Raw genomic sequence first — 12,089 nt, forward strand, 5'->3', positions numbered from 1 at the left:
GCAGAACTATTCAAAACCGACGCTTGCGCTACCACGCACAAGCCGCTTAACATCAACACGCAATTGGGCCAGACACTCCACTAATCGAAAGCCAATTTTGTCCAACTATCTTTGACGACGGACAGTTTGTTTGCAAACATGCCGGTGTAGTCTCTACGGCCATGAATATGATTTTTTCTACCTCAGCCTCATCCGAAAAGCATGGGCTAAACACCAGCACATGAAAGCAGTCACCGCCGAACAAACCGGAGGTTGTTCGATCAGCTACATCACCATGTGCGCGCCAAACTTACTCTGCTCTCAAAACCGTCGCACAGCTATTAGGCAGGTCGGCAACAGCAAGCGGAGGCTTTGGCTTGCGTGGTTTTGGTTTCTCACCTGGTTTCGGCTTCTTAGGAACCCAGGGGGTATCAGAAAGCCAATAGGTCAGCTCCTTACCGCAGCCATCACCAGCAGGTGGCACGGCCTGATTTTTACACTGTGTGCTGCCGTCTGGGCAGGCCATCCGCACGTGGAAGTGATAGTGGTGTCCCCACCAGGGCCGTACTTTGCGCAACCAGTCGCGATCAGCACTCTCAAACTCACACAGTGCTTTCTTGATTGTCGGATTTACAAAGATGCGAGCCACACTAGCGTCCTGGGCAGCGCGGCGGATTAGCTTCGCATGGGCATCCGTCCAGCGTTTCGGGTTGACGCGGCGGTCCGCCCCCGGTTTGCTCAGGTTGCCATTCAGCATGGAAATCGCACTCTCTGACTCGCGTTGCTTGGCGCTGAAGCGTGTGTCTGGCATTTGTCTCAGCCAGATATCAGCATCCAATCCAATCTGATGAGAAGCATGACCCGTCAACATCGGGCCACCGCGCGGCTGCGAAAGATCGCCAACCAGCAAGCCATTCCAACCCAAATCTGGCGCATCAGCAGCCAGACGCTTCAGGAAATCAATGAGAACAGGATGCCCCCAATTGCGGTTACGAGACAGGCGCATGACCTGCCAGTTCTCACCGTCTTCAGGAATAGAGACGGCCCCTGCAACACAACCTCTTGCATAGCTGCCAAAGGAGAGAGGTTTCGTTTTGGCAGGTGTTTTCTTGTGCCCGAAGTGATACTTGGCTGCTCCCGGAAATTCTGGCTGCTTTTTCAGGGCGTCGCGATAATCCTCAGCAGAGAGCGGAGGCTTCGTGTCAGGAAGAGGTACAGCATGAGCACCAGCAGAAAGCAGGCTTACAACAATTCCACCAGCCATTAAGGCAATCGTGCGCTGATGACCTCTCAACCCAAACATGATCCCTCCGATGGATCCACGGCTATAGCGTGAATCACTTTCACTATTCATCCTAGTGGTTGTAGCAGGGGCGGAAGGATTGTGAAGCCTAAAAGCCGGGGCCATCCTGCCTTTCTTCCATGATGTCGGCCAGTTTGTCCAGCTCATCTCCGTGGCCGGAAAGGAGGTCATCTGCAATGCGGTTGAGCTGAAGCACTTCGCCCGGACGCACGCTATAAATGTCGCTGCCAAAGTGTGGAAGATCAGCGTTGAGGCGAATGTACTCAATCCCCGGCATGTCTTTAAACAGCACGTCAGCATACTGTCCCGTGGAGGCCGTTTGCCCATGCATGTAGCTGGAGAGCAGGGGCGTACCTTCTTCTGGAGAAAGCCATCCACTGGTGCCCCAGTTCACTGCCTGATTAAAGCTATGCTTCTCTTCAACCGGATTACCTGAGCCAAGCGAGAGAATAATGATGTCTTTAGGCGCCCATCCATGACGACGCGCCTCTGCATAGGCTGCAAGTACTGGGTCATTCAGGAAGCCGGCAGCGTCAATCATGATTTCTTCATCGCCAGTTGTCAGGTTCTCAACGCGGGCTGGTTCAAACCACGATGGGGAGGAGGTCGTTGCCCGCACAGCCTGCCAGAAATAATAATCATCCCGCCCGGTTGTGTTGTTGCTCATGGAAACAACACGGCGGTTTTTCAGGTCATACGCAGTCAGCAGAATAGCCGTCATACTGCAGGAAAGTGCACTCCAGCCAATATGCTGCTTGATAGCTTGCTCAATGGGCCGTTCCTGAATGCCCTTATTGAACTGCCCGAAAGTATGGTAGAGGCGCCGAGGCAGCCAGTGCCTGCGGTTGTTCATGTAAAGCTCACGGGCTTCGATCTCAAAAAACTCTTGCAGCTCGCTGAGCGTCATCGCTGGCTGGCCGGATTTGTCACGGTCTGGGTTCGGTGCTGTCAGCCCAGCAGCAATCAGGCCACCACTGGATGTTCCGCAGATCAAATCAAAGTATCGGCAAAGAGGAGCGGATTTTCCGCGCTCATATAATTTGGTCTCAAGGCCGCGCAGCAGTCGAATTGGAATAAGGCCGCGCGCTCCGCCACCGTCAATGGAAAGGATAATGCGTTTTCTTTTTTTCATAGACAAACCCGATACAGTGATCTTGTGTTTTAATTTGCTCTTATACGTATCGAGTTTGTCCAAAAATGAGGTGAAGAGATGGCACCTGTACCCGCAGAAATACAAGCACTTGCAATTGCAGTGAATTAAGGGTTAAGCCGCTTCACTCACAAGGGTGAGGGAGGCTGCAACCTTCGCAATTCTGCCACCAAGTGCTTTAGCTGTGTCCTTATCGGCTGTTGGCGGAACAACCTCCGGCCCTTCATCTGCATTGGCCTGTGCCATAACACCCAGCGTGCTGCCCAAACGGTTGAGGTCTTCCTCAGAGCCTTTGCTGCTGTTGTTGCCGGGCATAAGATCCAGCCCAACCCAAATCATGCCATGCTGCGCAGCAAACACGCTCAGCTGTGTCAGTGTGCCAAGTTTATCGCCGCTGCGAGAAGCGGAAACCGTAAACGCTCCAGCGACTTTGTTCACCCAACCGCGCTCCATCCAAACTTTGGAACTGGCATCCATAAAGGCTTTGAACGGTGCACTCGCACTGCCCATATATGTCGGCGAACCAAAGATAAGGGCATCAGCCGCGGCCAGCTTGTCCCAGTTCAAATCATCCAATGTGGCAACAGACATCAGTTCAGCATCCGCACCCACATCCAAGGCACCCTGAAGCACGGCTTCCGCCAGCACCTGAGTGTGGCCATACCCACTATGATAAACGACGATGACCTTGCTCTGCACGCTCATTGCAACTTCCTTTTCCTGCACTGTGAGATCGACAGCCCCTGTCTATTCGGCTAAGTATCATTCGTCTAATGCATGTAAGGTATAATCATTATGCGTCAGGTGAATTTACGCAGTGTAGACCTGAACCTCCTCGTCGTTTTGGAGAAGCTGCTGGAAACGCGGCATGTATCTGTTGCTGCCACACAATTGCACATGAGCCAGCCTGCAGTGAGCCGTGCCTTGCAGCGTCTCCGCGATGCCCTGCAAGATCCCTTGTTGGTGCGCATTGCCGGAGATTATGAGTTGACGGAAAGAGCTATAGAGATCCAAAGGCTGCTCCCGTCCGCTCTGGCAACTATCAAGGATGTGATCGCTAAACCGGAGTTTGACCCCACAACTGCAGAAGAAACCATTCGTTTCTCTGGGCCGGAGTTGGAGTTGAATCTGTATGGCCCTCCACTTCTACGACGGATGAAGCGTGAAGCACCCGGCATGAAATTGGAGATGAAGAGCGACATCCGCAATCAGTTCGAACCGCTGGAAAATGGAAAAGCCCACTTCGTCTTGTCAGGCCAAACCCCAACCACAGCAACAAGCCAGCTTCACTGCTTTTCGCTGGGCCGCTTCAGCTACGTGTGTTTGATGAGCAGGAACCATCCACTTGCAGGCAAGCCCGTCTCATTGGAGGATTACCTCAGTCAGGACCATATCTCGGTCATGATCACCGGGGCGGGGCACAGCATAATTGATGAGAAACTGGCAGTGCTGGGCCACAAAAGAAACGTCGCTGTAAAAATCGGCAGTTTCTTCGCCGCCATGCATTTCTGTGGCCAATCCGACATGCTCTTTTTGGTGCCCTCCATTTTTGACACCCAAATCTACAACGGCCACAACACCGTTCCCTCTCCAGTGCCCGACTTCCTCAAGGACCACCACCAGGAATTCTTCCTCTACTGGCACGAGCGCTACCACCACGACCCAATGATCAAATGGACCCGCGACCTGATGAAAGAAACTACGAAGCAATACCGGTAGCTAAAGTGACGATGTATGCCACGCACTTAAAAACTGCTTGAGAACCTGACAGCAAGATCGCCACTAAGCTGGTCCTGATAACGGGCCGAAAAGACCTTCCCCATGACCTCAACGCGGCTTTGCTCAGTCATATTATAGGCTGCACTTGCTTCGGCAACAAAACGAGCTCTGTTCTTTGAACGATCTGCACCAACAGAAAAATGTGCCAGACCGGGGATATTGGTAGAAGCTGATACCTCAACGTCATCTACAAAGAAGTCCACTTCCCCCTGCAAACCAAAACCGAGTTCCAGTTGCTCGAAAACAGAAAACCGGGAGCGGAGGCCAAAGACACCAGCAGCTGCACTTGTCGAGTTACCGTGAATATAGGCGATGGTGTCCAGCTCTGTTTGCTCGTCATATCCAGCTTGATAGGTGTTCTCCCAATATGCGCCGATATAGGGGGAGATCATGAAATTCTCTGAGAGTTGATGATCTACAATAAGTCGCGCACCCACAGTCCTGCTGCTGAAATGAGTGGAGCCCCTTCCTACCTGTACATCAGTGAAATCTTGCCCACGTGTGACATCTGCATCGCTATAAAGCCATGCCCCATCAAGGCGGGCACGAACAGGCGTATCCTTAGGACCGAGAGGTAACGAACCAATCAAATACTCGGCGAATGCACCGACGCCAATACCGTAGTTCAAGTCCAACGTTGAACCAGTATTCCCTTCTCCATAGGTCCCAACACTTGCACCGAGTTTGAAAGCATCGCTGATGTTGACTGCACCAGTTAAACTACCACCAAAAGCATTGGTCCCCTGAAACAAACTAGTTGCGCCAGCCCGAACACCCAAACAGGCATTGCGGCCCTGCGAAATGTGGCACTCTTCCTCCCTAAGCTTCCTCGCTAAATGACTATTCAGATCCACGGCATTCGCAAATTCATTTGCGACCTCAATGGCAGAAGCTTGCACGTTAGTGAGATCTTGAATAGCTGTGCGATAAATGAAGGCGCTGTACGTGGTTCCATCATATGAGTAGCCGGTAATCGTTGAACCGTCAGCGCTAATGTCAATCGCATGAGTAGCAACAGCCCCTGTCAGTTGGCCGAGATCTTTCATTTCTCCATTTTGCCATCGAAATGCGCGTGTTCTGGCAGCTCCGATTGAGTTGCCGACAACAACACCGCTGCTATCACTTATCCCCAAAGCATAGGAGTAGGAATCTCCGCGAAGAGTCCCCAAACTTTCAACTTTGCCATTGACCCATCTCGTGGCATTGGGAGTGCTACGGTCTCCAGAATGCCCTACGATGATCCGTCCATCAGCACTTACATCTTTTGCATCAGCCTCAACATCCCCTGTGAGAGGATTGAGTTCTTCCATCAGGCCATTTTGCCATCGAAACGCTCCGGAGATCTGGTTTCCTTTATTTAAAGTGCCGACGACTACGGTTCCATCGGCATTTACATTTTCTGCTGCTGCTTCACTAGCGCCCCCAGTCGTACCTAGGTCTTGCATGCTGCCATTTTGCCAAAGAAATGCGCGTGTGAGGCCGCTGGAATTATCTGCGTTGCCCACCACAATCTCTCCAGATGCATTGGTCGCGGTTGCAAATGCCTCGTTTCCTCCAGGAAGGTGCCCAAGGTCCTGTAAGTGACCTCCCTCCCAACGGAATGCATGTACCACACTCGAATTTGAATATTTTATAGAGTTGCCAATAACAACTTGCCCATTAGCGCTGACCCCTGTCGCAAATGAGCTCGAATATCCTGGAAGATTGCCAAGAAGGACAGTGGGGGACTGAGTTGTATTCCAGACAGCTGCGCTAGAGGCCCCTGCCAGGCCCTGTACGCCAACGACTATTGTCCCATCTGCATTGATAGCGTTAGCAAGAGAGAGAGTTACAGAAGGGTCTTGTGGGTGAGGTAGAGAAGTGACCACCTCCAAAGGTGGCCATTGAAGCTGGCTTTGTGCAAGGCTCGTTGTGATGGTAAAAGGTGACCAAAGTAAAGTAAGCGCCAAACCTGCTAGATGAAATTCTGACGAGAAAGGTGAAAAGTGCATGAGCAATAAGAGTCCGAAAAAGCGAGGCTGAATCTTGGCCGCTAATCATCCAAAAGTACCGAGATAGAGAGCACTGCAAATATTTGTTTCATTCACTGATGAGCATAAATTGAAGTCCTGGCAAAAATGAAGTGTCCGACAATTACGGAAAAACTCACAGTTAAGGACTGCCATGAAGCACCAGAGAAAATAGTTCGGAGGTCTTTGGGCTCATTTGACACGATGAAGCAAAAGTAAGCCTCACTCATGTGTTGTCAGTGAAGAGGTAATTTCTTTTATTTATCAACAGTTTAAATTCGTCACACAGAAATTATTGTGCTTTGGCCCAATGAATATAAGTATTGAGTGGAGTCCCCTTGCTCCGATGCAGTTCATTCAGCATTTCACTGGGGCTCATGTCAAACTCGCTTCGAAACACCTTGGAAAATGTCGATAAGTGCTTAAAGCCACACGCCTCAGCGAGCTCTCCAATTTCTTTCCGATTTTGCAGGCGTAGGAGCTGGCGGGCCCGCGCTAACCGCATGGTGCGTAGGTATTTTGCAAAGCCTCCCATCGGATCAAGCAGACGGTAAAGGGTACTTCGCGAAATACCCATCAAGTGGGCAAGATCATCACTGCTCAGGTCAGGGTTAGATAAGTTGTGTCGGAGCAGGCCTTTTGCTTGAAGCCTGCGGAGATGCTGAACTGAACGGGAAAGTGTAGAGCTGGAGTTTTCATTGTCTTGATGTGACACGATCTGTCCGACCAACTCTGCGATGCAATCAACAATGCTGGTGTATTGATCATCTGTAAGTGTGTTGATCTCTGTGCTGAGACTGAGCATCAATTGCCGAATGATTGGCAAGGGAGTAGAATTCCCGCGAAAGATCTGGATAGGGTGGCTACGCTGGGCTGAAATGTAACCACTCAACTTCTCGCGTGGCAGCATCAACTTGCAAAGTTGATAATCTGCGTGATGTGCAGACATGGGCTGTGTAGCATCATAAAAAATCAGATCACCGCTCTGCAGTCCAAAGCTCCCTTTGGAGCATTCAAGTTCGCTTCCTCCGGTATGGCAGTAGAACTGAATGCAATACACATCGATGTTGTCTTGTGCAGTTCGCTTCTCAGTTCGCTCGACATAATAGTGACCACCGGAAATCAGACAAAGGCTGGCATCTGGAAGAAATCGGGCGCTTACAGATGCAGAAAAGTTCTCTACGGGCGGGCAATAGGCTTTGTTCACCACATCCCCGGTAACTGCATGATAGGTTTCTACCCAGTCCCCCCACCGAACGTCTTTTTGCCGATGTAAAGAAATATGATCTGATTTTTTTCGCAAATGAAGATGCTGCCAATACGTTGCAACTGATGGTGGTAGTGTTAACACTTGGAAATCGAGGGAGCAAGTGAGTAGGACGCTCTGCTGAATCGTTTCGGACCTACGCTTCAATCTCCTTTAACTGACCAGAAACTTTGAAGCTCAATGCAAATCTGAGAAGGCATCATTTCGTGAAAAAGAATATTTTGATTGTTGGTGGTACGTCTGGCGTAGGTCTTGAGCTGGCGAAGCATTATGTAAAAGAAGGCCATAATGTTGGGCTTACTGGGCGCCAAAATCCTGAGCTTGAAGGAGCGACCTTTCAAAAATTCTCGATGACAGATGACCCGGTTCAGTTAGCCCTTGACATCGATCAGGTGTTGGACGGCTTCAACAATGTTCATACGCTTATCTACGCCGCAGGTTTCCTTCAACGTGGGCATATTGACGAGCTTGCTGATGATCAACTCGGAACTATGGTCAATGTCGGCCTGCTAGCACCTATGATGCTGATACAGCGCCTGAAAAGAAGATCAGATCATCCTCTTAAGATCATGCTCATCACCTCCAGTTCACAGTATACGCCTCGTGAGCTGGAACCTGCATATTGCGCGACCAAATCTGCGCTGGGAATGCTAGGCGCGTCACTCGTGCGTGACAAAAGCCTCGGCAAAGTTCTTGTCGCAGCACCGTCGGGAATTCGAACGCCATTCTGGGACGATACCGAGGAAGATACAGAGACGATGCTTGATCCGTCCTGGGTATCAGAACAAATTGTCGAGCTTTCCGGTGGTAGCTTTAAATATAAGTTTGCAAAACTGCTGAGGGATCCGGCACGGGTAGAGGTCGTCGAAACTTTGGATGATAATCTGGTAACAATCTAGGCGGTTAGGCAGCTTGCTGACGGGAGGAGCCTTGATGGAACACAACATGATCCTCGTTAAGCCAGACCCGTCTAATCAACAAAGGTTTGCCGAGGCCATCAGAGCTGACTTCTTGGAGAGCGGATACGAGATTGTTGCAGTTAGAAATAGGCAGCTGAGTTCTGCAGAATTTGAAGGCAACTTTATCTGCAAAAGTAGTCAGCACTTAGCGTACATAACCAGTGGTCCAATCGCAGCAATACTTTATCGTGGCCATTCTGCTGTTGGCTTCGGAAGGAACTATAAGTTCCATTTCAGAAAGCAGCACTCAACGGATAAGCTCAAAAACATACTGCACTCGACAGAACCGGGCAATGAATTTGCCGTGCAGTTCGAATTGTTCTTTCCAAACCTGAATATCACCGAGCATCATCAGTTTGCTGATCAGGGCGTCTATTTTAGTAGTTTGAACGAGATACAGTCGGGCGAGCTATCGAGACTTGCCAGCTTCAATCTGATAGCGGCTAATAACGAAGAGGCGAATTCGCGGCAGTTCAGGGAAACATGCAGTCTGAGAAACTGCAGGTATGTTGGATACCGCGAACGCATTCATACCAGCACAGAACTGTTGCGGTATCGAAGGAAAGCAGATTTAAGCGCTAAAGATATGCCTGAAGTGAGGGTCTTGCTTCTGCATGATCTGCAGGAATATTCGCAACATATCAGACACATGAAAGAGACGCATAAGATACACGGAGTGGTGTGCTACAAGCCGAAATTCACACTTCTGGAAACGGAAATGCTACGCACATCGATACTAGAAAACAATTTGTTCTGTGTTGGTGGCAGCTTCGGCGGGCAATCACCCGGTTCGATCAGAGCTTCGCAAGAGTTGGCCGATATGTTTGATGCCCACTTTGAGCGTATCTAAAAAATCTGTCTCTCTCCCCCCCCTACCCATTCGAAACAAACTTTAGCCCCACGATTGCGGCGATGAGCATGGCTATGAAGAAGAGGCGGAGGAAGGTGACTGGTTCTCCAAAGAGGAAGATGCCAAGGATAGCGATGCCAGAGGCACCGATCCCCGTCCACACAGCATAGGCTGTACCAAGCGGTATGGACACCATGGCTTTGGTCAGGAAGTAAAGTGACAGCAAGGCTGTGATGATAAAGGCTATTGTATAGAGCGGTCTGGTAAAGCCGTCAGACAGCTTGAGGCAGACAGCAAAGGTCATTTCAAACAGGCCAGCGATGATGAGCCAGATCCATGCCATTCAGTTGCCTCCAACGCAACGTCTACAGCGTAACCTCTGGTCACCACCAACGGTGCACCAATGAGAATACGCGACGAAACAAAAGCTTGATGCCGTTTGAGCGGTCCACTCCAAATTTGATCACCTACAAGAAACGCGGTTTAAGCCCTCAGTGTAAAGGGCTCTTTCCTTGAGATGGATGGTTTTCTCCACCTTCCACCCATCGACGTGTCGCCTTTGCAATGCGGGCGCCATAGGCAAAGGCTGTATCTCTGTCTGATTGAGGAGGAGCCACTTCTGGCCCTTGATCCATGTTGGCCTGCGCTGCTGCGCCATAATACACGCCAAGGCGATTGAGATCTTCGTCGCTGCCAAAGCTGTAATTATTGCCCGGCGGCATGCCAAGGCTTACCCAGATCATGCCATGCTGGGCTGCAAAGGCTGCCATTTGAAGGAAGACGTTGTGCCGGTCGCCGCTCATGGAACCTGATACGCTGAAACCACCGGCGATCTTGTTGATCCAGCCTTGTTTGTACCAAACGGTTGCAGAGGCATCCATGAAGAATTTGAAGGGGGCAGCAACACCGCCCATGTAGGTAGGGCTTCCAAAAACGATGGCATCAGCAGCTTCCAGAGCGTCCCAGTCCGTATCCTCATAATCGCTGACAGGCACATAAGTGACCGTAGCACCGTTTTCACTGGCGCCACGAGCGACTGCATGTGCCAGTGCCTCGGTATGTCCGTTGGCAGAAAAAAAGGCGATTGCTACCAGAATGTCTTTTGACATGGACCGTTACTCTTCAAAGCCTGTCAGAATTCCGGTCTATTTGGGAGCAAACGCCTTTCAGCTACTCTAAGATAGCTTGGGCAGATTTAGATGTGCTCGATTAAAATTCGTCACGCACATACCTGTTTACCTAGGATTCCTTATAGGCTCCGCTGGAATAATGCAGCTCATAGGAGTGGCTGTAGATTTCCAGAATGTTGCCGAATGGATCTTCCATGTAGATCATGCGGTACGGCTTTTCGCCAGGATAATAGTAGCGCGGCTCCTTCATGCGGCGTTTACCGCCAGCAGCCTCAATCTTGGCGGCCAGACCTTCCACATCCGGGTCCTGAACACAGTAATGGAAGATACCGGTCTTCCAATATTCGAAGTTATTTTCCGGGGTCTCGTTCTGCGCAAACTCAAAAAGCTCCACACCAATGCCATCACTGGTGGAAAGATGAGCAATCTTGAAGCTCTTCCAGCCTTTACCAAACACGTCAGTACACATTTCACCAATCGGACTATCATCTTCAACAATCTCGCTTGGTTCCATGATGATGTACCAGCCCATCACATCACGATAGAACTTCACTGCGGCTTCAACATCCGGAACGGAAAGACCGATGTGAGAGAAACGTCTTGGATAAGGTGCGGACATAACAGACCTCTCTACGCTAAACATTACAGGCGGAATGCCTTGGATACGTTGGATGTAGCAACTCTGTGAGAAAACCAAAAATTATCATTTATTAGTTTTATGATAATTTAATGTTATGTATTCTTGGGCCATGTTGAATTCTCAGTGGCTTAAGACCTTCGTTAAACTAACTGAAACTGGTCATTTCACCCAGACAGCCAATCAGCTTGGCATGACACAGCCGGGTGTAAGCCAGCACCTGAAAAAGCTGGAGCAGCAAATCGGTGCGCCGCTGATCACAAAAATCGGCAAGGGCTTTGAGTTGACGCGGGAAGGAGAGCTTTTACTGGGCTTTGCATTGAAAGCAGAGAGGCAGGAAGCAGACCTTCGCGCCGCCATACAGCAAGACGATCCCAATACCGGTGAAATCCGCATTGCTTGTTCCGGGTCTATGGCGCTTTACCTCTATCCAAAGCTTCTCAAGCAACAGAGCGCCCATCCCGGTTTGCTGCTGAAAGTCGAAGTCGCTCCCAATCATCGCAGCCTCCAACTGTTGCAAAGCAATGAGGTCGATCTCTGCATCGTTACTCAGCAGACTGTTCAGTCCTCACTTGTGCAACACCACATCGGCGATGAACCGCTTTGCCTTGTGGTGCCAGCCGATTTCGAGGGGAACCCATCGGTCTTCGCGGACCTGGAGTCGCTGGGCTTCATCGATCATCCGGATGGACTACACTATGCAGAGCACCTGCTCACGCCAAATTTTCCAGAGATAAGTGCTGTTTCTGCTGACCTTAGAACAACCGGTTACATCAACCAGCTCAGTCAGATCCTTGTACCTGTTGCGCAAGGACTCGGGTACACGGTTTTACCAGAAACCGCCGTTCGCAGTTTTGAGGCACAAGCGAACATCAGAATTGTGGAGCTGAAAGAAGCCGTCAGTGACCCGCTCTATCTGACAGCTAAAAAGCATCGCACTTTGGCAGCGCGTTATGACTGGTTCAGCAAAAAAATCGCAGAACTATGCGGTCAAATGAGCAGCAGTTAGGCTACCATCACAGAAGC

Annotated in this window: 12 protein-coding genes; 4 read left to right on the top strand and 8 right to left on the bottom strand. The window is 50.3% G+C overall.

Annotation, left to right across the window (positions count from 1 at the left end):
- Positions 1 to 289 precede the first annotated feature (289 nt).
- From mepA to PsAD5_RS05100, 3 genes are all read right to left on the bottom strand, one after another.
- Positions 290 to 1,282, bottom strand: coding sequence for a penicillin-insensitive murein endopeptidase (gene mepA / locus PsAD5_RS05090; protein WP_063291313.1), 993 nt, complete (start codon positions 1,280 to 1,282; stop codon positions 290 to 292).
- Positions 1,283 to 1,370: 88 nt separating this feature from the next.
- A complete protein-coding gene (locus PsAD5_RS05095) occupies positions 1,371 to 2,414 on the bottom strand; it encodes a patatin-like phospholipase family protein (protein WP_063291314.1) in 1,044 nt (347 codons plus the stop codon).
- 132 nt (positions 2,415 to 2,546) lie between these two features.
- Complete coding sequence (locus PsAD5_RS05100; protein WP_063291424.1) at positions 2,547 to 3,137, bottom strand: flavodoxin family protein; 591 nt, start codon at positions 3,135 to 3,137, stop codon at positions 2,547 to 2,549.
- Positions 3,138 to 3,227: 90 nt separating this feature from the next.
- Here PsAD5_RS05100 and PsAD5_RS05105 point away from each other — a divergent pair, with 90 nt between their 5' ends.
- Positions 3,228 to 4,151 carry a LysR family transcriptional regulator gene (locus tag PsAD5_RS05105; RefSeq protein ID WP_063291315.1) on the top strand — a complete coding sequence of 308 codons (924 nt, stop codon included), beginning with the start codon at positions 3,228 to 3,230 and terminating at the stop codon, positions 4,149 to 4,151.
- Between the two features lie 26 nt (positions 4,152 to 4,177).
- Here PsAD5_RS05105 and PsAD5_RS05110 read toward each other — a convergent pair whose 3' ends face one another.
- Both PsAD5_RS05110 and PsAD5_RS05115 read right to left on the bottom strand, forming a co-directional pair.
- Entirely contained in the window at positions 4,178 to 6,202 is a 2,025-nt protein-coding gene (locus PsAD5_RS05110) for a hypothetical protein (protein ID WP_084405913.1), read from the bottom strand.
- A gap of 310 nt (positions 6,203 to 6,512) precedes the next feature.
- Entirely contained in the window at positions 6,513 to 7,427 is a 915-nt protein-coding gene (locus PsAD5_RS05115; RefSeq protein WP_193778135.1) for an AraC family transcriptional regulator, read from the bottom strand.
- Between the two features lie 266 nt (positions 7,428 to 7,693).
- Here PsAD5_RS05115 and PsAD5_RS05120 point away from each other — a divergent pair, with 266 nt between their 5' ends.
- The gene (locus tag PsAD5_RS05120) at positions 7,694 to 8,386 is read left to right on the top strand and encodes an SDR family NAD(P)-dependent oxidoreductase (RefSeq protein ID WP_063291318.1); all 693 of its coding nucleotides are present in this window, start codon (positions 7,694 to 7,696) and stop codon (positions 8,384 to 8,386) included.
- Between the two features lie 34 nt (positions 8,387 to 8,420).
- Positions 8,421 to 9,296, top strand: a complete 876-nt coding sequence (locus tag PsAD5_RS05125) for a nucleoside-diphosphate kinase (RefSeq protein WP_063291319.1) — start codon at positions 8,421 to 8,423, stop codon at positions 9,294 to 9,296.
- Between the two features lie 22 nt (positions 9,297 to 9,318).
- Here PsAD5_RS05125 and PsAD5_RS05130 read toward each other — a convergent pair whose 3' ends face one another.
- From PsAD5_RS05130 to PsAD5_RS05140, 3 genes are all read right to left on the bottom strand, one after another.
- Complete coding sequence (locus PsAD5_RS05130; protein WP_057464218.1) at positions 9,319 to 9,639, bottom strand: DMT family transporter; 321 nt, start codon at positions 9,637 to 9,639, stop codon at positions 9,319 to 9,321.
- Positions 9,640 to 9,787: 148 nt separating this feature from the next.
- The gene (locus PsAD5_RS05135; protein WP_063286728.1) at positions 9,788 to 10,405 is read right to left on the bottom strand and encodes a flavodoxin family protein; all 618 of its coding nucleotides are present in this window, start codon (positions 10,403 to 10,405) and stop codon (positions 9,788 to 9,790) included.
- Positions 10,406 to 10,535: 130 nt separating this feature from the next.
- Complete coding sequence (locus PsAD5_RS05140) at positions 10,536 to 11,045, bottom strand: lactoylglutathione lyase family protein (protein WP_063286729.1); 510 nt, start codon at positions 11,043 to 11,045, stop codon at positions 10,536 to 10,538.
- Between the two features lie 130 nt (positions 11,046 to 11,175).
- Here PsAD5_RS05140 and PsAD5_RS05145 point away from each other — a divergent pair, with 130 nt between their 5' ends.
- Positions 11,176 to 12,072, top strand: a complete 897-nt coding sequence (locus PsAD5_RS05145; protein ID WP_208988493.1) for a LysR family transcriptional regulator — start codon at positions 11,176 to 11,178, stop codon at positions 12,070 to 12,072.
- Positions 12,073 to 12,089: the final 17 nt, after the last annotated feature.

It is taken from the genome of Pseudovibrio sp. Ad5 (assembly GCF_001623095.1).
Taxonomy (GTDB): domain Bacteria; phylum Pseudomonadota; class Alphaproteobacteria; order Rhizobiales; family Stappiaceae; genus Pseudovibrio.

What these genes read in the sequence shown, in the direction of transcription:
- PsAD5_RS05100 (WP_063291424.1), bottom strand. Translation starts at nt 3,137, where the DNA reads ATGAGCGTGCAGAGCAAGGTCATCGTCGTTTATCATAGTGGGTATGGC.
- PsAD5_RS05105 (WP_063291315.1), top strand. Translation starts at nt 3,228, where the DNA reads ATGCGTCAGGTGAATTTACGCAGTGTAGACCTGAACCTCCTCGTCGTT.
- PsAD5_RS05125 (WP_063291319.1), top strand. Translation starts at nt 8,421, where the DNA reads ATGGAACACAACATGATCCTCGTTAAGCCAGACCCGTCTAATCAACAA.
- PsAD5_RS05140 (WP_063286729.1), bottom strand. Translation starts at nt 11,045, where the DNA reads ATGTCCGCACCTTATCCAAGACGTTTCTCTCACATCGGTCTTTCCGTT.
- PsAD5_RS05110 (WP_084405913.1), bottom strand. Translation starts at nt 6,202, where the DNA reads ATGCACTTTTCACCTTTCTCGTCAGAATTTCATCTAGCAGGTTTGGCG.
- PsAD5_RS05145 (WP_208988493.1), top strand. Translation starts at nt 11,176, where the DNA reads ATGTTGAATTCTCAGTGGCTTAAGACCTTCGTTAAACTAACTGAAACT.
- mepA (WP_063291313.1), bottom strand. Translation starts at nt 1,282, where the DNA reads ATGTTTGGGTTGAGAGGTCATCAGCGCACGATTGCCTTAATGGCTGGT.
- PsAD5_RS05130 (WP_057464218.1), bottom strand. Translation starts at nt 9,639, where the DNA reads ATGGCATGGATCTGGCTCATCATCGCTGGCCTGTTTGAAATGACCTTT.
- PsAD5_RS05095 (WP_063291314.1), bottom strand. Translation starts at nt 2,414, where the DNA reads ATGAAAAAAAGAAAACGCATTATCCTTTCCATTGACGGTGGCGGAGCG.
- PsAD5_RS05135 (WP_063286728.1), bottom strand. Translation starts at nt 10,405, where the DNA reads ATGTCAAAAGACATTCTGGTAGCAATCGCCTTTTTTTCTGCCAACGGA.